Annotated in this window: 15 protein-coding genes; 4 read left to right on the forward strand and 11 right to left on the reverse strand. The window is 73.3% G+C overall.

Annotation, left to right across the window (positions count from 1 at the left end):
* Positions 1–47 precede the first annotated feature (47 nt).
* Together ACFPZN_RS10155 and ACFPZN_RS10160 are read left to right on the forward strand one after the other, a co-directional pair.
* Complete coding sequence (locus tag ACFPZN_RS10155; RefSeq protein ID WP_378281587.1) at positions 48–410, forward strand: DsrE family protein; 363 nt, start codon at positions 48–50, stop codon at positions 408–410.
* A gap of 77 nt (positions 411–487) precedes the next feature.
* A complete protein-coding gene (locus tag ACFPZN_RS10160; protein ID WP_378281588.1) occupies positions 488–1507 on the forward strand; it encodes a TerC family protein in 1020 nt (339 codons plus the stop codon).
* 31 nt (positions 1508–1538) lie between these two features.
* On the opposite strand, the gene ACFPZN_RS10165 is transcribed toward ACFPZN_RS10160, so the two are convergent.
* Together ACFPZN_RS10165 and ACFPZN_RS10170 are read right to left on the reverse strand one after the other, a co-directional pair.
* A complete protein-coding gene (locus tag ACFPZN_RS10165) occupies positions 1539–2258 on the reverse strand; it encodes a type 1 glutamine amidotransferase (protein ID WP_378281589.1) in 720 nt (239 codons plus the stop codon).
* Positions 2248–3498: a Mur ligase family protein gene (locus ACFPZN_RS10170; protein ID WP_378281590.1), complete on the reverse strand. Its 1251-nt coding sequence runs from the start codon at positions 3496–3498 to the stop codon at positions 2248–2250. The genes ACFPZN_RS10165 and ACFPZN_RS10170 overlap by 11 nt, the downstream gene beginning before the upstream one ends.
* Before the next feature lie 459 nt (positions 3499–3957).
* Between ACFPZN_RS10170 and ACFPZN_RS10175 the strand changes: the two genes are divergently transcribed.
* Together ACFPZN_RS10175 and ACFPZN_RS10180 are read left to right on the forward strand one after the other, a co-directional pair.
* Positions 3958–5289, forward strand: a complete 1332-nt coding sequence (locus ACFPZN_RS10175; RefSeq protein WP_378281591.1) for a hypothetical protein — start codon at positions 3958–3960, stop codon at positions 5287–5289.
* Positions 5290–5433: 144 nt separating this feature from the next.
* Positions 5434–6333, forward strand: a complete 900-nt coding sequence (locus ACFPZN_RS10180; RefSeq protein WP_378281592.1) for a hypothetical protein — start codon at positions 5434–5436, stop codon at positions 6331–6333.
* Between the two features lie 14 nt (positions 6334–6347).
* Here ACFPZN_RS10180 and ACFPZN_RS10185 read toward each other — a convergent pair whose 3' ends face one another.
* The 9 genes from ACFPZN_RS10185 to ACFPZN_RS10225 form a co-directional block, all read right to left on the reverse strand.
* Positions 6348–6707: a hypothetical protein gene (locus ACFPZN_RS10185; RefSeq protein ID WP_378281593.1), complete on the reverse strand. Its 360-nt coding sequence runs from the start codon at positions 6705–6707 to the stop codon at positions 6348–6350.
* 13 nt (positions 6708–6720) lie between these two features.
* Positions 6721–8574 carry a hypothetical protein gene (locus tag ACFPZN_RS10190; RefSeq protein WP_378281594.1) on the reverse strand — a complete coding sequence of 618 codons (1854 nt, stop codon included), beginning with the start codon at positions 8572–8574 and terminating at the stop codon, positions 6721–6723.
* A gap of 109 nt (positions 8575–8683) precedes the next feature.
* Complete coding sequence (locus ACFPZN_RS10195; RefSeq protein WP_378281595.1) at positions 8684–11563, reverse strand: ATP-binding protein; 2880 nt, start codon at positions 11561–11563, stop codon at positions 8684–8686.
* 351 nt (positions 11564–11914) lie between these two features.
* On the reverse strand, positions 11915–14062 hold the full coding sequence (locus ACFPZN_RS10200; protein ID WP_378281685.1) for a hypothetical protein: 2148 nt from the start codon (positions 14060–14062) through the stop codon (positions 11915–11917).
* 169 nt (positions 14063–14231) lie between these two features.
* Positions 14232–15698 carry a hypothetical protein gene (locus ACFPZN_RS10205; protein ID WP_378281596.1) on the reverse strand — a complete coding sequence of 489 codons (1467 nt, stop codon included), beginning with the start codon at positions 15696–15698 and terminating at the stop codon, positions 14232–14234.
* A gap of 62 nt (positions 15699–15760) precedes the next feature.
* Positions 15761–17176: an acyltransferase family protein gene (locus ACFPZN_RS10210; protein ID WP_378281597.1), complete on the reverse strand. Its 1416-nt coding sequence runs from the start codon at positions 17174–17176 to the stop codon at positions 15761–15763.
* Complete coding sequence (locus ACFPZN_RS10215; protein ID WP_378281598.1) at positions 17173–18096, reverse strand: glycosyltransferase; 924 nt, start codon at positions 18094–18096, stop codon at positions 17173–17175. The genes ACFPZN_RS10210 and ACFPZN_RS10215 overlap by 4 nt, the downstream gene beginning before the upstream one ends.
* Positions 18089–19279, reverse strand: coding sequence for a hypothetical protein (locus tag ACFPZN_RS10220; RefSeq protein WP_378281599.1), 1191 nt, complete (start codon positions 19277–19279; stop codon positions 18089–18091). The genes ACFPZN_RS10215 and ACFPZN_RS10220 overlap by 8 nt, the downstream gene beginning before the upstream one ends.
* A 36-nt stretch (positions 19280–19315) precedes the next feature.
* Positions 19316–20611 (reverse strand): hypothetical protein, encoded by a 1296-nt coding sequence (locus ACFPZN_RS10225; protein WP_378281600.1) that lies wholly within the window; start codon positions 20609–20611, stop codon positions 19316–19318.
* Positions 20612–20768: the final 157 nt, after the last annotated feature.

The raw sequence follows: 20768 nt of genomic DNA on the forward strand, positions 1-20768 counted from the left end.
CGTTCACCATCCCCACGGGTCCCGACCCTAAGGGTTACCCTCGCGGTATGGCGAGATCTCTGGTGATCAAGGCGACGGCGGGACTGGACGGACCCGAGCGGTGCAACCAGGCCTTCACGGTGGCGGCGGCGGCCGTCGCCAGCGGGGTGCCGGTCTCGCTGTGGCTGACCGGCGAGTCCACCTGGTTCGCGCTGCCGGGCCGCGCCGAGGAGTTCCGGCTGCCGCACGCCACCCCGCTGGAGGACCTCCTGGCCGCCGTGCTGTCCGCCGGCCGCGTCACCGTCTGCACGCAGTGCGCGGCCCGCCGCGAGATCGGGCCGGACGACGTCATCCCCGGCGTCCGCATCGCCGGCGCCCCCACCTTCGTCGAGGAGATCACCACCGAGGGCACCCAGGCCCTCGTCTACTGAGCCGCACTTACCTGTCCTTGGCGGTTGATCTCCCCCCGAACGGACATAAGCAGACCGTGGGGAGGGAGTGAAGCGGCGTGATCGAGATCCCCCTGTGGGCCTGGGTGGCGACGATCGCACTGATCGTCGCCCTGTTCGTCTTCGACCTCCTGGTGGCCGTGCGGCGCCCGCATGCCGTGGGGCTGCGGGAGGCCGCCTTCTGGTCGGTCTTCTACATCGCGGTCGCGGTCCTGTTCGGCTTCGGCGTGCTGGCCGTGGCGGGCGGGACGGCCGGCACCGAGTACTTCGCCGGCTGGATCGTCGAGAAGAGCCTGTCGGTCGACAACCTGTTCGTCTTCGTCATCATCCTGTCCCGGTTCGAGGTGCCCGCCGAGTACCAGCAGAAGGTGCTGCTGTTCGGCATCGCGGCGGCGCTGATCCTGCGGACGATCTTCATCGCGGTCGGCGCGGCCGCGATCATGATGTTCTCCTTCACCTTCCTGCTGTTCGGGCTGGCGCTGATCTGGACGGCCGTCCAGCTGATGCGGCACCGCAACGAGGAACCCGAGGTCGAGGACAACTGGCTGGTCCGGCGCAGCCGCAAGATCATGCCGGTGACCACCGACTTCCACGGCGGCCGGATGTTCGCGCACGAGGACGGCCGGCGCGTGATGACGCCGCTGCTGCTGGTCCTCATCGCGATCGGCAGCACCGACCTGCTGTTCGCGCTCGACTCCATCCCGGCGGTGTTCGGCGTGACCAGCGAGCCGTTCCTGGTGTTCACCGCCAACGCGTTCGCGCTGCTGGGCCTGCGCGCCCTGTTCTTCCTCATCGAGGGCCTGCTGGAACGGCTGGTGTACCTGTCGATCGGCCTGTCGCTGATCCTGGCGTTCATCGGCGTCAAGCTGATCCTGCTGTTCCTGCACGAGGACGTGAACAAGGCGATCCCGGAGATCCCGACCCCGCTGTCGCTGGTGGTGATCCTGCTGATCCTCACCGTGACGACCGTGGCCAGCTTCCTGCGCGTACGGAACCACCCGGAGGAACGCGCGCACGCCGGATCGCTCCGCAAGCGCAAGCGCCCGGAAGAGGAGGAGGCCGCCCCCCGGACCGCGTGAGACCACGGCGGCCCGGGGTACGCGTGGTGCGTCAGGCGGGGAGGACGGCGTTCAGGCGTTCTTCGCGGAGGCGGCCCGCCCAGGAGTCGTCGATCGGCTGGAGCTCCTGGCCCACCGCCCAGCGCAGCAGCAGGTCGGCCAGGCCCGGGTTGCGCACCAGGGCGGGGCCGTGCATGTACGTGCCGAGGACGTGGCCGTTGTAGGCGCCCTCGAAGCCGCCGGTGCCGTTCCCGACGCCCGAGAGCACCTTGGCGAACGGCTTGACGTTCTGGCCCAGCTGGGTGACGCCCTGGTGGTTCTCGAACCCGGTGATGCGCGGGACGTTCAGCTCCGAGGAGACGTCCCCGACGATCTCGCCGACCGCGCGCCGCTCGCCCCGCCCGCTGCGGAGGTCGAGCAGCCCCAGGCCCTGCACGGGCTGGCCCTCCTCGCCGCCGAACTCGTGCCCGAGCAGCTGGTAGCCGGCGCACACCGCGAAGACCACCGCGCCCCGGCCGACCGCCTGCGCCAGGCCGCCGTCCCGGCGCAGCCGGTGCGCGGCCAGGATCTGCGGGCGGTCCTCGCCGCCGCCGAGCAGGAAGATGTCGCCGTCGGCCGGGACCGGCTGGTCGGAGCGCACGTTCACGGTCTCGGTCGGGATGCCGCGCAGCGCGGCGCGCCGCTCCAGCACGATGGTGTTGCCCTGGTCCCCGTACGTGCTGAGCAGGTCGGGGTAGATCCAGACGATCTTCAGTGGACGGTTAGAGGACACGGCCATACCTCGTTCGGATGTCCTGGAACGCTGTGTAGTTGGCGATGACGTCGAGGCGGCCGGGGGGGACGGCCATCACGGCCTGCTCGATGTCGTCCACCACCGCGAACTGCACCTCGGCGGCCTCCAGCCGGGCGGCCAGGTCGATCCGGCGCTCGCCGGTGACCCAGACCGGGCGGCCGCGCAGGATGCGGTAGTCGACGTCCCACAGCCAGGAGGTGTCGCGGCCGTCCGGACCCTGCGCGTTGATCGACAGCGCCACCGGGCCGGGCGCGGGCTCCAGGACGTCGAACGCCTCCAGCCAGCCCGCCGGGTTCTTCGACAGCAGCAGCCGGATCTGGCGGCCCTCGTGCTCGACCGTGGTGTAGCGGCCGGCGACCGAGCGGACCTCGCTCAGCAGCGGCAGCGCCTGCTCCGGCGGCACCCCGAACTGGCCGACGACGGCGAGCGCGATCACCGCGTTGGACCGGTTGGCGCGGCCGGGCAGGGCCAGGCTCGACAGCGGCAGGACGCGGCCGTCGGGCGCGGTGACCTGGTCGCCCTTGAGGATCCAGTCGGGACGCGGCCGGGCGAAGTGGCACTCGCGGCAGGCCCAGTTGCTGTTCTCGTCGGTGTCCTCGCGGTCGAGCGGGCCGCCGCACTCGGGGCAGCACCAGGAGTCCTCGCGCCAGTGCTGGCCGGCGGCCACCCACGTCACGCTCTTGGCCGTGGAGGCGCCCCACGTGACCAGCGGATCGTCGCAGTTGGCGATGACGTGGCTCTGCGGGCTGGCCTCCAGCGCCTTGCGCCACTTGCCGGCCAGCAGCCAGATCTCGGCGGCGCGGTCCATCTGGTCGCGGCTGAGGTTCATCAGCGCGACCACGTTGGCCCCGGTCTCGGCGAGCACCATCGGCACGTACTTCTCGTCGCACTCCAGCACGCCGTAGCGGGCGCCGGGCGCGGAGGCGAGGGCGGAGACATGGCCGGTGGGCATGTTCGCGCCGAACGCGTTGGTGGCGACCTCCCCCAGCGGCGTCATCGCCGAGGTGATCAGCCGGGTGGTCGTCGTCTTGCCGTTGGTGGCGCTGACGAGGACGAGCTTGCGGTCCCGGGCCAGCCTGGTCAGCAGCTCGGGATCGAGCCGCAGGCCGATCCGGCCCCCGATCACCGATCCGTCACCCCGGCCCGCCAGCCGGGACATCCTCGCGGCCGTCCGGCCGAGCGCGACGGCCAGCTGCGAACGCAGCGGAAGATCGCTCATGGACTCCGTCTTCTCCGGTTTGGGCCTCTGAAACCGTTCCGAGCCTAGCCGTTACGGCGCACTCCCGTAGCGGCATGGCGGGGACGGAGGGTGGCGGTGATCACCCGGGGGCGTCCCCGGGAATGGGATGAATATCACATGACTTCTCGTAAACCAACCCGACAGATCTTGACCTGTCCTGAGATGTCATGATTCGGTGCGACCCCCGGCAGCGGCGGCACAATGGGGTCTCAGATCCCCATGTCCGCGCCCAGAAGCGGCGTTACCCAGTACTTTGTCGGGAGCCCTGCGGTCCGGCGGGGGAAGACCCGTCCCTACTCCGGCGGGCGAAGGCGGCGACAAGGCGAGGTCTGAACGATGCAGTGTCCGACGTGCGGTACGAACACGCCCGGGACGCTCGGCAGGTGTTCGAACTGCAACGCGCCGATCGACCAGCCGGGGGTGCCCCTGGGAGCGCCGATGCCGATGGCCGACCCGTCGGCCCTGCCCAAGGCCGACCCGGATGCCGAGGCGATCGGCGACAAGACGATGGTGGTGCCGCCGCCCAACCCGTCCTGGACGTCCGAGGCGGCCCCGCCGGCCCCGCCCGGCTCCGGCGCGCTGCCGCTGGCGGGGACGCCGAACATCGCCGACTCGCCCAGCGAGTCGACCGCCCCGTGGGCGTTCGACGCCTCCGACGACAGCGGCGGTTTCGCGGCGGCCCCGCCGCCACCGCCGCCCGCCTGGGGGGCGGCGGCCGAGCAGCCGCCCGCTCCGCCCGCGCCACCTGCTCCGCCCGCCCCGGCCGAGCCGAGCGGGTCCGAGTCGATCGTGCCGGAGTCGTGGTACGCCCGTCCCCGCAAGCCCGACGACCAGCAGGCACCGGACCAGGGCCTCCAGCAGTGGGCACCGCAGCCCGGCGCCGACTCCGGGGACACGACGATGCTCGACTCCCCGTACCCGAAGGCCCAGGGCCCGGCCCACGCCACCCAACTCGACCAGCCCTACATGAACATGGGCCCGCCGATGGGCCCGCCCGACTCGTCCCTCGGCCCGCCGATGAACCCGTACGGCTCGCAGGGGCCCTACGGCGGTCCTCAGGGGCCGATGGGCAACGACATGGGGCCGCCCGGAGGCATGGGGCCCGGAGGCATGCCCGGCTACCCGCCGCCGCCGAGCGGTTCGTCCGGCAAGGCGAGCAAGCCGCTCCTCATCACCGTCTCCGCCCTCGTCGTGGTGGCGCTGGTCTCCGTCGGGCTGGTGCTGTGGCCCAGCGGGGAGGAGAAGAAGCCCCCGGCCGCCAAGCCGTCCACCCCCGCGCCCAGCAACACGCAGGTGGCGCAGAAGCAGCCGATCCCGCCGGCGGCCCGCCAGCAGGCCGTCGAGGTCAACAAGCTGCTGAACGACAGCGCCGCCACCAAGCGGCAGCTGTCCGCCGCGCTCCGCGGCACCGCCAAGTGCGAGACCCTGCCCGCCGCCATCAAGGGCTTCCAGGTCGTCGCGCAGCGCCGCACCAACCAGGTCCGCCGCACCCAGGGCCTCAAGCTCGACCAGATGCGCAACGGCGAGCGGATGCGGGTGACCCTGCGGCAGGCGTTCCAGGCGTCGCTCGAAGCCGACCAGCGGCTGCTCGTCTGGGCCGGCGCGGCCAAGAAGAAGTGCCGCGGCAAGCCCCGCCCCGACGTGTCCCGCGCGCCCGGCCGAATCACCGCCGAACGCAAGGCGACCATCGCCAAGAAGCAGTTCGTCACGCTGTGGAACCCGGTCGCCAAGACCCACTCGCTGCCGCCGCGCATCTGGAACGGTCTGTAGCAGGGGTCCGGTAACAACCGGATTGCTCACCGTCCCCAGAGGGCGGCCGTTCCGGCGCGGGCACAGTATGTTGTGTGCGTCGAGCTTCACGGGGAGGGTCTAGGGATGCGGTGCCCCAACTGCGGTAGCGACACGACCCCGGCCTTGCCGCGCTGCACGCGGTGCAACGCGCCCCTCGGGGACCAGGGCGACGCCACCGCCCCCGACCCGGGGCAGTACCCGCACGGTCCACTCGGTTCCCCCGCGCCCCCGCCCTGGGGCCCGTCCGGCGGCGGTCCGGCCGGCGACCCGGGGTGCTGGCCGTCCTCGCCCCCGCCCGCGTCCTCGCCGCCGCCCCCGATGCCGCCCCACGGGGACCGGGACGGCGAGACCACCATCTCGCTGTCGGACGAGCCGTGGGACAACGACCAGTGGGTCGAGCCGGAGATCTGGAACCCCGACCAGATCCGCAAGAAGAGCCCGCTCCCCTACGTCCTGCTCGGCGGCGGCGTGGTGGCGCTGCTCGCGATCGCGCTGGCCATCGTGTTCTGGCCGAGCTCCGGCGGCACCGGCACACCCACCGCCAACACCCCCGCCTCGGCGGGCGAGCAGAGCCCCGGGTCGGAGAGCCAGCCGGTCAGCGACTCCCCGAGCGACTCCGGCGACGCCACCGACCTCAACCGCCAGGCGGGCCAGGTGGACTCGCTGCTGACCGAGATGTCCAGCACCCGTTCCGAGCTGGGCTCCGTCGTCACGTCCGGCTGCACGACCGCCGGCCTCGAACGCATCCGCAACCAGCGGCAGGAGCAGCTCGGCAAGGCCAAGGCCCTCGACGTCTCCGCCCTGGAGAACGGCACCGCGCTGCGCGACGCCCTCGTCCGCGCCCTGGAGGCGTCGGTCCAGTCCAACCAGCGCTACCTGGACGTGGCGCCCGGCTGCCCGTCCGACGACGACGTCGCCCCCATCAACGGCCAGGCCAGCCAGGCCAAGAGCGACTTCATCGGCTACTGGCGCCCCAACGCCGAGAAGGCCGGCCTGGACGTCCGCGGCCCCGACGACATCTGACCGTCCTCCCCGGCTCAGCGGAAGCCGAGGGCTCCAAGGGCCGCTCCCACAGCCTCGGCGAGCACGGCCACGCCCGCGACCCGACGGCCCAGGCGTTCCATGGCGCCCGCGATCCGCTCCTCGTCGGGGTCGGTCTCGGCCAGCTCGCGGCGCACGTCCTCCAGGTCGCGGCGCGCCCTGGCGCCCTCGGGAAGCCGCTCGCCGTACTGGTCCAGCAACTGCTCGACCCGGTCCAGCGCCACGGCCGCCTCGGTTCCAACGGTGGTGTTGACCTGCTGGTTCTGCGTCACGCTGTCGCCGGAGGCGATCTGGCCGGAGACCCTGGCGCTGCCGCCGATCACGATGCCCCGGTCGCCGCCGTGCTCGGTCGTCATACCCGCTCCTCGCTCAGGGGTTGATGCCCGGACCGCCGCGTCCACCCGGGGCGCCGGAACTCCGCGTCTGGTCGATGCGCGCGTTCCGCCCGCCGACGGCCATCTGCCCGCTCACCGTCCCGCCGGTCATGATCACGCCCTGGTTCAGGATCACGCCCGCCTGGGCGCGGTAGGCCGACACGTCGATGCCGCACTCGGTGCCCAGGTAGTCCAGCAGCGCCTCGTTGACCCGCCGCTCGATCAGCCGCGTGTACTTCTCGACGTCGTACTCCTGGAGCAGGGTGGGGAAGCCGGCGTCGGCGGCCAGCTCCCGCACGCTGATCCGGGCCCCGTAGTCGTGCACGAGGTCACGGGTAGGGTGCCGGGCCAGGTCGTTGGCGAGCGCCGCCCGCGCCATGCCCCACAGTGCCCTCCACACCCGGAGCGGGGCGGTCAGCGGCGCGTGGAAGACATGCGGCCGGCCCGCTGTGAACGCCTTCCAGAACAGCTTTGGGGCACCCCACCCGGGGATCTCGTCCACGACGCGGAACTCCGGCCGGACGGGTGGCAGCACCGTCACCGTGAACTGGCCGTACAGCATCCTGCCCTCGACGGCCAGGTACAGGAACGCCGACAGCCCGACCTCCTGGCCGTCCTCGGGCGCGACGAGACGGCCGTCGCGCACCCTGACCGGCTGTCCCTGCACGCCGATCGTCACGCGCTGGAAGCAGCGGATCCCGGCCTGCGGGTGCCGGATGAGCGCCTCGATGGCCTCCTGGGCCTCCCTGGAGTAGGGCCGTCCGGAGACGGCGTCGATGAGCGGGTGGCCCTGGTAGGTGCCGTTCTCGGTCGCGGCCACGGGACGGGGGCGCTGCGTGCTGCGGCCGGGCGCGACCACGTGCCAGTCGATGCCGAGTCCGGTCACGCGCTCGTTGCCCGGCAGCGGTACGCGGTGGTCGCGGGTACCGCCGTCGCCGCGCATCTCCGCGAGCCGCTCGCTGACGCGCTCGTGCATCACGACCGGGTCCACGGGCGGGTACGTCGCCGATCCTTCCGGCGGCCCCAGGGTGGACGCTCCGCGGTCCAGCTCCAGCACGACTGACCAGGCACGTCCGCCGGGCCCGTCCGGATGGCCGGCGCCCAGGAACGGGTTGTCGCCCGCGAACAGCGTCACGTTGCCGTTCTGTGCCACGCGGACGTGCTCCACCGCGCGCCGGAACCGTCCCCCACCGGCGCCGGGCCCCGGGCCGGACGCTCCCGGCCCCAGATCGCGGCCCAGGAGGTGGAAGACGACGGCGAGGTGGCCGATGACCCCAAGGGCGCCGACGACCGTGACGACGAGACCGAGCGCGAGCAAGTACGCGACGAGCGGGAGGAACAGCCCGCCACCCGCGTCGCCCACCGTGTCCGGTGCAAGCTCGTCGACCAGGTTGGAGAGGACACTCCCCAACATCACAGCGCCCAGGGCGCCCAGCAGCAGGATGGCCGGCAGCGCCAGCACGGTCCGCCGCCACCGGGCCAGCCCGCGCCACCGGACACGCAGCAGTAGGGTGCCGTAAGCGAACAGCATGAGGCCCGGCACGACCAGCAGTGGTGCCGTCACGCACAACACCAGCAACGCCACCGTCATCCCGCCGTCGCGCGCGAGGCGGAGCAGCCGGGAGCGCCGCGCGTGCCGGATGACCGGGTCGAGGTCGAAGCCGTAGGAGGGGGCGACGGCGCGATCGGGCGCGTGGACGTACTCCCTGATGACCAGGTCGCAGATCCGCTTGTCGAGGTAGACCGCCGCGCACAGGTAACGGGTCAGGTCCCCCGGCGGACGCGGCTCAGGGACGACGCCGTGGTCGAAGAAGGCCCCGGTGGTCCGCTCGCCCGTCTGCACGCTCAACGCCGACTCCTCCGCGGTCAGTGAGTAAAGCGTCTGTCAGGTAAGGCCCCGAGGGCAAGAAAATAACGCCCGCGGCCCGGCGATGTAAGCGAATGACGGCGAAACGTGGTCAGCCTTCGAGGAAGGGGAGCCCCCGGGACGGGTCCTCGAACGGGGTGATGAGGCGGCTCGGCCAGCTCAGGACCGGTTCCAGCCAGGCGGTGGCCTCCATGGTCTGGGCGACGTCGGCGATCCGCTCGTCCTCGTCCATGCCGATCGCCACCACCGCGAGGTCCTTGTGGAAGCCCTCGTGGCCGTCGTCGCCGCCGAGGGCGGTGAGGGCGATGGGACGGTTGCGTTCCAGCTCCATCGTCAGGGGGTGGCGGCGCAGGGCGCGGAGGCGGTGGCCCAGCTTGGGCTCGGGAGGCTGCCTCAGGCCGGGCAGCTGGTACTCCAGGGGCGGTGCGGGCGTGTGCTTGTCGGGAGCGCCCATCCCGTAGGGGAAGAGGCGTTCCAACTCGTGCAGCCAACGCAGCTGCGGGATGACCCAGTTGGGCCCTGGGAGCGTCCCTGTGAGGCTGTCGTCGCCCCCCAGGAGCTTCTGCGCGACCTCGGCGACGGCGGCCGTCAACTCCGACGGCAGGAACGCGTGGCGCAGCGCCCACGAGCGGCGGGTCACGGCCCGCTCCAGGACGGTCGCCAGCGTGCACTCGCGCAGCCGCGGCGTGAGGCGCGACCAGGCGCGGCCCAGGTCGGCCGGCACCGCGGGCAGCGGACGGTTGACCACGTGCGCCAGGACGAGCGTGTCGGCCCACAGGCGCAGCCACGCCCAGTCCGGGTGGCTCGCCAGCAGGTCCGCCTCGCGCAGCTCGTACAGCGTGCACGCCCGCCCGGAACGGCACTCGCAGCCGCACGCCGCCGAACGCCGGCCGTCCACCGGGGGCGGCGGGCCCGGCAGGACGGCCTCGCGGCCCTCGCCCAGCGGGATGCGGACGCGCAGCGGACGGTCCATCCCGTCGGCGAACACGGCCGCGACACCGGGACGCAGCGACACGACCTCGCGCGACTGGTCCTCGTCCAGGTTCATCGCCGCCCCGACCTGGTGCCGGTCGTCGAACGCCGGCAACCGGTGCACGACCTTCAGCGCCGTGTTCTTCACCACGTCCGGGACCAGCTTGGTCGGGATCTGCTCGGCCACGATGATGCCCTCGCCGTACGCGCGGATCTCCGCCAGCATCCCGGCGAACAGCTCCACGGCGTGCGAGCTGGTGCGCTCGGGGCCGCGGTTGCGCAGCAGCCGGTGCGCCTCCTCGATCACGATGACGTGCCGCAGGCCCGGCGCCCCCGCGCCGGTGCCGCCGCGCCGCTCGCGCATCCGCAGGTGCTCCACGATCCGGATGATCAGCGTGCCCATGAGGAACGCCTTGTCCTCGTCGTTGGCGACGTCCTCGATGGCCAGCACGATGTTGTCGCGCAGCATCCCGCCGACGTCGGCCGGATGGCCGCCCTCGAAGAACCGGCCCGCCGAGCCGATCCGCAGCGACCGCAGCCGCACGTCCACGAAGCCCTGCACGTCGGCCATCAGCTCGCTGCCGTACCCGACGTCGCCGATGACCTGCAGCGCGGCCTGCTGGAGCTGCTCCAGCGTCGGGACGGCCGGCTCGATGAGGGAGCCGGGGACGCCGCCGCCGGTGACCACGTCCCAGCCGTTGGCCTCGTACACCCGCTGCAGCGCCTGCGCCATGATCTGCGGGAACGGCTCCTCGGCGTCGAACGCGGCCTGGAACAGCGCCCGGACCATGTCGATGTGCGCCTGCACCGGGTAGCCGGGCTCGGGCGCGAGCGGGTTGACCGACAGCGGCACCGAGGCGGGGTCGGACGGGTTGACCACGGTGACGGGGCCGCCGAGGTCGCGGATGCGGCCGGCCATCGACGCGTACTCCGACTTGGCGGGCTCGATCGCCAGCCACGGGATGCCCGCCCGGGTCAGCTGCTCCAGCAGGTGCCGCACCGTCTGCGACTTGCCCGCGCCGGTCGCGCCGGTGACGAACACGTGCCGGTTGAGCGTCGAGCGCGGGACGGTGAAGCGGCCGACCTCGCGGTCCTGGCCGTCCAGGATGGCGCCGAGCTCCAGCGGGGTGCCGGACGCGGCGGCCGGGTCCTCGGTCTCGGAGGTCACGTCGAAGTAGCCGGCCTCCAGCACCCGCAGCCCCGGCACCTCGCGGCGCGGCAGCCCGGCGAGCGCGGCCAGCGCCCCCGCGGTCGCGACGAACGGGAACCCCTGGTCGGCCTCGACCACGGCGCGCGGCGACACGGGCGCGGGATCGGGACGCAGCATCTCGGCGAACGTCCCGCCGCCGTGCCCGGACCGGAGCCGGTACGGGTGGTGCCCGAGCTCCATCGACCCGACCAGCACCGGCGCGATCTGCGCCAGCTCGGCCCGGTCGGCGGCGCCCGCCAGCACCCTGACCTGCCACAGCCCGGCCTCGCGGAAGGCGTCCAGCTCGGCCAGCCGCTGGTCGGCGCGGGCCACCGCGAGCCGGGCCTGCTCGTCCTCGCCGCGCCGCAGCATCCGCAGCTCGTGGTGCAGCTCGCGCATCTCGGCGTCCAGCCGCCGCTCGTCGCACGGCTCGGCGACGACGAACCAGCCGAACGGCCGCTCCATCAGCGTGACCAGCGTCGACTCGAACAGGCTGGCGCCCGCCTCGCCCCGTCCGACCTGCGGGGCCAGGCGCCCGGGGCAGCGCGTCCACACCATCCGCTCGGCGACGCGCAGCCACCGGTCGCCGATCGGCACGCCGCGTGCGCCGCTGGGGAACAGCAGCCCCTGCCGCCCGCCGGGGCCGGGCGCGACCGGGCCCGCGTTGGTGATGAGCTCCAGCGGGGCGCCGCCGCCGGGCGACAGCCAGCCGACCGCGAACGGCTGCTGCCGCCGCGCCGCCGACAGCGCCGCGGGCAGCACGCTCACGAAGTCCCATTCGGCCGACGCGGGCCGCTCAGGCGCGGGCACGTCCGAGATCCGATACCAAGGACCGGGCAGCAGCGTCGAAGGCTGCCCGCCCAGATGCGGCGGCGGTGCGGACGGGTCCGGCGGCCCGTGCTGGGACCCGTATGGAGGCCGGTGCGGGGGCATGGTCACCCCAGCATCCTTACCTCCAGGCGGCGCAGGCGCCACCGGCTGAGGGCTTTACCAGACGCCGACCCCAACCGCCGCGATCGCGTGCGAAGCCGGTTTCGAGCCTGCGAGAAACCGATCGCGCAGCGAGCCGCCAGGCGAGTCGGAGCGATGCAGCGATCGCAGCGTCGCCCGGAGAAGGAGGGCGTTCTACGCCCGACGCCGCAGGGCGACCAATAAACACAGCTACGGTGGGTCGGCGGCGTGTTTGCCGTTCGGTTTCAGGGGCGGGACGATGCGCGTACCGCGCACGCTCGCGCCGCGCGGGTTGGTCCTCCGGGGAAGGGCGTGGCGGGCCCGTGACGACCAGGGGAAGCCGGGCGCCCGCTGGCCTGTGGGGGCCGCCAGCGGCTCCTCGGGAGCGGTCTGCTCTTCGGGCACGGCGGCCGGGTCCTCGGCGGTCTCGGCGGGCTCGGGCGGCTCGTCGCCGCCCTCGTCGTCGCCCTCGTCGTCGTCGCAGCGTTCCCGCTCGCGCAGGTACTCCTCGAACTCCATGACGTGCGCGGTCGGCAGCGTCATGATCCCGGGATTGGCGTCGACCAGCAGGATGCGGCGGCCGGTCGCGCTCGCGTGTGTGAAGACCATCGCCGTCGGCGGCAGCCGCTGCAGCTGCGGCGGCTCGATCCGCAGCTCCCGGAAGCCCTGCTTGAGCTCGCCGCCCTCGCCGCGGCGCCGGTCCTCGGTGGCGGCCAGGGTACGGCCCCACGCGGTGGCCGAGCTGATCCCCTCGACCAGGGCGGAGTCGTCCGGTGCGGGGCCGGGCAGCGGGGACCAGGCGGGGTCGGTCAGCTCGTCGCCGCGCGAGCGGGCGTAGGCGACCGTGCTGGCGTAGCTCTCCCCGGTCATGTCCGACAGCGACTCCCCGGCCGCCTCGGTGATCTCGGCGACCAGCAGCGGCTGCTCGGCGCCGATGTGCTCGGCGGCGATCCGCGCGTCCTCGGGGTTGCCCAGCCGCATGAACCCGACGGCGGCGTGGCCGCGGCGGCCGAGCCGCTCGCGGACGTGCGCCGGGATCGACCGGTAGAGCAGCACCAGGCCCGTCCCGGTCGCCTCGCAGGCGTCGATCAGGCGGTCCAGCACGTCGCCGCGCAGCTTCTCCGCCCCGCACAGGAACAGCGTGTGCTCCCACCGGCCGCCGGGCGGCGACTCGCGGATCCGGTGGGTGAGCGCGGTGGTGACGAACGTGCCGAGGACGCGGTTGGTCAGCACTCCTGCCCGGCGGTCCATGGACACCACGTGCAGCCGCGACGGGGGAAGCCGCACCGGCTCGGCGGCCAGCCGCTCCAGCTTGCGCAGTTGCGCCTCCAGCGCCCAGGCGCGGCGGACGACGATCCGGTCGGTGGCGTCCCGTCCGAACAGCGTGGTGAGGCGGGTCAGCTCCTCGTCGGTGAGCAGGCCGCGGCGCAGGTCGTCGCGCGGGTCGCCGACCTGGGCCAGCACCCGCAGCGCGGCGGTGATCCGGGGGATCGTGGCGCCGTCGCCGAGCACCTCGATGATCCGCTCCAGGATGGAGTTGTCGAACGACAGGTCGCGGGTGCCGTCCTGCTCCTCGCCCGCGCCGACCACCAGCGACAGCACGTCGGCCATCGCCTCGCGGCTGAGCCCGCGGGTGAGGTCCATCCGCGGCAGGTCGGCCGGCAGCACCCACACCAGCGGGTCGTCGCCGCGGGCCGCGGCGACCCGGAGCAGGTCGTGCGCGACCGCGCCCTCGGACAGGTCGATGACGGTGAGGCGGCCGCCGCCGGCGAGCCGGGCCGCGCCCATCGTGGTGACGGCGGCCGACCAGCCCGCGAGGGTGCCGCCGACCACGTCCACCCGGTCGACGCCGGGCGGCACCGCGACCGGGTACCACTCGCGCTGCCCCGCGTAGGCGCGCTGCCGCTCCTCCCACTCCTGGTAGGCGGCGACGTAGTCGGACGCGGCCGCGTCGCGTTCGCGCTGCCAGGCGGCCCGGACGCGCTCGCTCTTGAGCCGTTCCTGGACGAGCCGCGCCCGCACGGCGCGCTCGTCCTGCCACAGGGCGTACCCGGTGATGCCCAGGATGACGGCGCACGCCACCATCGCCACGCCCGCGAACGCCCACGGCACCGCGCCGAGCACGCCGCACAGCAGGAACAGGGCCATGCCCACGCCGCCGCCCATCGCCGCGATCCGCAGCGGCCGGCCCGCGAGGTACTCGCCGGGGCGCCGCTCGGGCGGCGGCGCCGGAGGCGCCTCCCGCGGTTCCGGCCGGCCCGGGGGCGGCCCCGGGTCGGCGTGCACCTGCGCGTAGCGCCAGCCGACGTAAACGCGGTCGGGCTGGACCAGCCGCGTCATCGCGGAACCGCTCGCCATCTCCGTCACGTCGAGAGACCCCTGGGTGTTACGGGAAGGTATGGAACGCCTGGGGTTCGGGTTGGTTTCCTACACCGCACAGAGTAAAGAGGATCCGTGATTTACGCGCCCCGTTCAACCGAACAGTGGCACCTATGACCGACTTTGAACGCCATTTCGGTCATGAAGGTCACCTCGGGGAAAGATCGGGCAAGGCGCCGCCACCGGCGCCCGCCCCGGTCTTGGCCGCCTCCGGGACCGGCATGGCCGCATCCGGCCGCGGCCTCGTCCGGCGCGGCACGGCCAGCGCGGCGGCCACGCAGGCCAGCGGTATCACCGGCGGCTGGTAGCGGTAGTCGAACAGCACGGTCGCCGCGGGCACCACCGTCATCGCCAGCGCCAGGGTCCACGGCAGCAGCGCGGGCCCGCCGCGCCGCCGCCACCCGGCGGCCACCCCGACCAGGCCGACGGCCAGCAGGCCGGTGATGAGGGCGCCCCGCATGTAGACGTGGTCCTGGTAGCCGCGCAGGAACCCGGCGTACGGCTCGACGATCCGCGTCGTGTTGCGTCCCGCGTCGTAGGCGGGGACGTCCGCCTTGATGAAGTTGGGCAGCGGCTTCTCCTCGCGGCCGAACTCGTAGTACACATAGGTCTTCTTGTCGGGGAAGACCGGCCGCGTCCAGGAGAACCCCAGCCGGAGCTCCTCCCACACGGTGGCGGTGTAGTCGCCCGGCTGGTTGCGGATCGCCCGCAGCGCGAAGTCCCGGGCGATCTCCTCCTGCTCGGCGGAGAACCACGGCGGCAGGCTCGGATCGCTGCGCAGCACCGACTTGCCCGCCCAGATGTAGTAGTGCGAGGCCGGGCGCTTCTCGGGCGGCAGCACCGGGCACAGCACCCGCTCACGCCGCGGCGGCGGCTCGTCGAACTCGTCGCAGTCGACGAACGTCATCGCCCGGCTGTAGAGGAAGATCCCGCTGCTGTTGGTGATGGCGAAGCGGTCGTGCTCGGAGTGGAACCACGTCGCGTACAGGGCCAGCGGCACCGCCGCGCCCGCCGCCGCCAGGACCACCGGACGCCAGCCCGCGCCGCGCACCACCAGGTAGACCAGCAGCAGGAGCAGCAGCGGCAGCGCGATCGAGCGGGTCAGCGCCGCCAGCGCCAGCAGCACCCCCGCCAGCGCCGCCGCACCCGCGCGCGGCACCGCCCGCCACATCGCCGCCGTGACCGCCCCCACGAGCAGCGCCGTGAACAGCGTGTCGGACATCACCATGTGCTCGAGCTGGAGCTCGTAGGCGTCCAGCAGCACGGGCGCCGCCGCCAGCGACGCGCCCCAGCCGGGCAGGCCGAACCTGCCGCGCAGCAGCGCGTACACCATCACCGCCACGCCCAGCCCCATCAGATGCTGCAGCACGACGACCAGCTCGAAGCTGTGGAAGGGCCGCAGCGCCCAGAGGAAGAAGGAGTAGCCGGCGGGCCTGGCCGGGGACGGCTCCGGCTCCAGCGCCCCGGCCATGTACTCGAACGAGTCCGGGAACCACATCGTCCACCGGTAGCCGAGCACGGTCACCACGCGCAGCGCGACGCCCAGGGCCAGCAGCAGGAGGAACGGCCAGTGCGCGGCGGCGAAGGACCGGGCACGGGATCCGGGGGAGATCATCTCGCCGCAGCATAAGGCTCAGCCCGCTCCGGGGCCAGGGTCGGCCCACGTTCAGCGGCCCGTCAGGCGCCCCTCGGCGGACCATCGGACGGCGGCGGGCCGTACGGCGACGGCGGCGCCGACGGCGGGGGCCCGTGCACGGCCACCGCCGGATCGGGCCACCCGGCCGCCGGGTCCGGATCGGCAAGGACGTGCCTGCCGCGCGGCACCCGGCCGGTCTCGCCGCCGTCGCCGCCCGGACGGGCGGGACGGGCGGGAGCAGCGGAGGCGTCCGTCCCCTCCCCGCCCGCGCGGATCTGCGCCAGCGCCCTCTTCAACCGGGGCCGCAGCATCCGCTGCAGCGGCTCCTCGACCACCTTCTGGACGAGGTACGCCGCGGCCAGCGAGGTCAGGATCGCCAGCGCCAGCACGTTCCACTTGGAGTAGTACGGGAACAGCGTCTTGATCAGCGGCCGGGACACCGTCTCGTGCATCAGGTACAGCGGGTAGGTCAGGCCCCCCATCACCGTGAAGCCGCGCCAGCTCATCCAGCGCAGCTTCCCGGTCGCGACCAGCGCCATCACCAGGAACAGCACCGCCAGGATCGTCGGGATCAGCCACTCGTCCACGCCCGGCCACCGGAACGCCTCGTCCGGCCGCTTCACCGAGAAGTGCGTGCTCAGCCCGTAGCAGCCGAGCACGATCAGCCACAGGATCAGGTTGGACCCGAACCGGTGGATCAGGTAGAACGCCATCCCCGCGATGAAGAACGGCGCCCAGCCGGAGATCAGCAGCGAGTTGACGAACGTGCCGCCCGCCTCGACCGCGAACGCCGCCGCCAGCAGCCACGTCACCATGAAGATCACGCAGCGGGCGTAGGTGAGGCCGACCCCCACCAGGATCGCGACCAGCACGTAGAAGTGCAGCTCGGTCCAGAGCGTCCAGTACAGCACCTCGATCTTGGGAACGTGCCAGCCGTCCTGGAGCATGGTCAGGTTGGGCAGGTAGCTGCGCGCCACGCCCAGCTCGCCGGTGGTGCCGGAGTGGATCCCGGTGGCCAGGAAGATCACCAGGCCGAGCGTCACCGCGAACCAGTACGCCGGGAACAGCCGGGTGAGCCGGGACACCGCGAAGTCGCCGACCTGCCGCCCCCACACGCTCATCAGGATCACGAACCCGCTGATCAGGAAGAACAGCTCGACGGCCAGCAGGCCCTCGCGGGTGAAGTCGGAGATCTCGTGGAACAGCACCCGGGCGTCCTGGCCCCACGCCGCCGTCGGCACCCCGGTGAAGTGGTAGACCATCACGACCGCGGCGGCGATGAACCGCAGCAGGTCCAACTCGCGCAGCCGCGACCGGACGGCGGGCGGGGCGCCCGTGCCGGTGTCGGGGCCGACGGCCTTCGCGCGGCGTCCGGCACGAGCGCGCGCGCCACGGCGACCGGGAGTGGGAGCGGGGCTGGGAACGGGAGCGGAGGCGGGGGGCAGGGGCGGGCTCATCGCGTATCGAGATCTCCGAGGGCTTCGTCGTTGGACCGCGGGCCCGCGCGCAATCCCGCGGCGACACCGCGGAACAGCCCCCGGCGCAGGACGGCCCGGTCCTGGGAGCGCACGAAGGTCAGCGTCCACCTTCGAGCGGTCGAGCCACCGTAGAGCACGCGCTCGCCTGTTGTCAGCCCGTCACTGCGGGTGAACAACCAGATCTTGTTGCGGACCTCGTAGAAGAAGCGCTCGCCCGGGTCGACGTCCGTGGACCCGAACGTCCTTGTCTTGTGCACGACCACGCTGCCCCGGCACAGCACGCCCGTCCGGCCGCGCAGCAGCCGGGTCGTGAACTCGAAGTCGTCGTTCCAGAGGAAGTAGTCGGCGACGGGCAGCCCGCGCTCCCGCACCGCGTCCGCGTCCACCAGCACCGACACGAACGACGCCGAGCGGATCGGCACGCACCCCGCCGCCTCGGCGGCCCGCACCTCGGCGGCGGGCGCGCGCGGCTTGGCCCGCGGCGTGTTCATCGGATGGTCGCGGCCGTCCGTCCACACCACCCGGCTCGCCACCAGGACGGGCGGGCCCGGGACGTTCGCGCGGGCGTCCAGCAGCGCGGCCAGGGCGCCCGGCTCGGGGACGGTGTCGTCGTCCATGAGCCAGACGAGGTCGGCGCCGCGGTCCAGGGCCAGCCGCAGCCCCGCCGCGAACCCCCCGGCGCCCCCGGTGTTGCGGGACAGCGCGAGCAGCTCGGCCTCCCCGAACCGCTCCCGCACGAGATCGGCGGTGCCGTCGGCGGAGGCGTTGTCGACCACGACGACGGCGTCGGGGACCCGGGTCTGCGCCCGGACCGCCTCCAGCGCCTCGACCAGCAGCTCCCGCCGGTTGTAGGTGACGACGACCGCGACCACCCGCGGCGCGCCGCGCCCGTCACCCACGGGCGCCGCCCCCGGGGCCGCGCAGCCGTCCGGCGGCGCGGCGCATCACCGACGACCGCGCGGCCGGTGCCGCGCTCAGCCGCGACAGCTGCTCGCGCACCTGCGCCAGCTCGTGGTTGATCTCGGCGATCTGGGTGCGCTGCCGCGACTTGGCCAGATCGCGCAGCAGCGCCTCGATCACCTCGATCGCCACCCCGGTCAGCACGGGCGCGTCCACCGGCTCGGCCGGGACCGCGCCGCCGAACTCCGGCATCAACTCGGCGAGATCGCCCACGACGTCGTAGCCGGCCGCCTCCAGGCCCTCGACCATCTCCCGCGACCGCGTCCGCATCCACGGGTGGTGCCGCACCGGCACGACGATCTCGGCATGCCCCTCGGCGCCCTCGCGCCCGGTCAGCAGCGTGTTGGCGACGTGGCGGCGGACCAGCGGCTCGTAGTCGCCGCCCAGCGACGTCCCCAGGCGCTCGTTCAACCGGCGGACCAGCTCGGCCTCGGCCAGGCCCAGCGGGTCCTGCTCGCGCACCGCGGCCAGGTCGCACCACTCCGGCGCGATCCCGGCGAGCTCGGCGAAGCGCCGCCACAACCCGCCCCCGCCCCGCTCCCTGCGCGGCGCGGTGATCACGTGCACCCGCCCGCGCGGGACGGCCGCGCCCCACGCCCCCAGCACCCGCACCGGGTCGTGCAGGCCCCAGAACATCTCGCCGAACGGCTCCGGCGCCTCGATGCCCTTCATCACCAGGTCGTCCACGAACTGGTCGAAGGTCACGGTGTGCTCGTGCTTGACGTGCTCCTGCCAGTCGGCCGCCATCTGCCGCGCCAGGTCGCGGGCGGTGAACACGATGTGCACCTCGCCCGGCCCCAGCGACTCGACCGCCCGCCGCGCCTGCGCCTCCGTCGCCCCGCCCAGCAGCTCGTGGGACAGCACGACACGGTCGCCCTCCCACTCGCGCACCCGCTCCGCCACCCGGTCCCACACGCCGTTCCAGGCGGGGTCGCGGTGACCGCCCCAGGACATCTCGCGCAGATCCATGGTCGCCGCGAAATGCTGGTGGGGGCCTTCGAGGGGGTAGCAGACCCCGTGCGCGGCCAGCACCGGGCCGCTGTGCCACAGCGCCTCCTGCAACGCCCCGGCACCCACCAGCGGCGCCCCGATATGCAGGAAGATCTGCTTCTCAGTACTCATTGCCTCGCCTCCGCTCGGCGGCTCGCACTCATTGCCTCACTTCCGTGTCTCGGATGCGGGGGTGTTGGCGGGGGACGTGGCGGAGGGCGGCGGGGAGGGGCGGCGGGTTGTCTCGGCGAATCGCCAGTATGCGGCGCGGGCGCTCATGACCAGGCGGTTCCGCTCGCTCAGGGTCCGTACGACCTGCTTGACGGGGGACGCCGACAGCGCCTCCAGGTGCGCGGCGTCCTCGCGCAGCCGGGCGACCTGCTCGCGCATCAGGTCGGCCGAACCGTCCTCCTCCCCGGCGCCGTGGCGGTGCTGCACGGCGCACTGCCGCAGCAGCTGCGCCAGCGCGTCCAGCGCCGCGTCCAGGATCTCGGCCTCGGGGACCTGGTCCGGGTCGGAGAACGAGGAGCCCCCGGTCGGCCCCGGCAGCAGGTCGCCGAGGTCGCCCACGACGCGGTATCCCGCTTCTTCGAGCGCCCCGGTCATCTCCCGCGAACGTTCCAGCACCCACGGCCGGTACGCCTCCGGCAGCCGGATGCGGGTGGCCCCCTCACGCGCCGTCAGCACCGACTGGGCCAGGTCGTGCTTGACGTACACGTCGTGCACGGGCCACTCGACGGTCTCGCGGGACGCCAGGTTGATCCGGCGGACCAGCTCGGTCTCGGCGACGCCGAGCGAAGGGTTGGCGAACACCGCGGACGTGTCGAGCTGCGTCGCGTCCACGCCCACGACCTCGCAGAAGCGCTCCAGCAGCAGGCCGGTGGGAGCGCCCGGCGGCGGGAGCGTGACCACGTGCACCCGCTCGGGCGGGACGTCCCGCGCCCAGCGCTCCAGCACCCCGGCGGCGTCCTGCATCCGCCAGAACTCGCGCACCCACGGCGACCGCGACGCCTCCGGCTCGCGCAGGCCGGTGACGAAGTCGCCGAAGGTCATGGCGGAGCGGTTCTTGACGTCCTCCTGCCAGTGCGCGGGGATCTGCCGGGCCAGGTCGCGGGCCGTGTAGACGAGATGGACCTCGGCGAAGTCCAGGTCGGCCATCGCGCGGCTGACGTGCCGGGGATACGCCGAGCTCAGCAGTTCCTGGGAGATGACCGCGGGACCGTCCCAGGCGCGGACCTCGTCCACCAGCCGGGACCAGGCGCCGCGGGTGACCGGGTCGCGGTGGCCGTCGAAGAACGCGCCGCGCAGGTCGAACGCCGCCCACACGTGCGCGGAGAAGTCGTCGCCGCCCGGGTACAGCACGCCCTCCGCCGCGAGGAGCTCGCGGTTGTGCCACATCACGTTCTGGAGGTAGGTGGTGCCGCTCTTGGGCGCGCCCACGTGCACGTACACGACCGGGGTCACGGACCACCACCCAGCGGGTCGGGGAGCGACGGGACGCTCGGAGGGACGGGAAATGGATCACCAAGGCCGGGAACGGCCCGCGCGGGCATCGGCCAGCGGGTATCTTAGCTGCGCACTTGCCCTTTAAGTCCCGTTCTCCGCATCCGTCCCCGATCAG

It is taken from the genome of Actinomadura rugatobispora (assembly GCF_042656285.1).
In the GTDB taxonomy this organism is placed as follows: Bacteria; Actinomycetota; Actinomycetes; order Streptosporangiales; family Streptosporangiaceae; genus Spirillospora; species Spirillospora rugatobispora.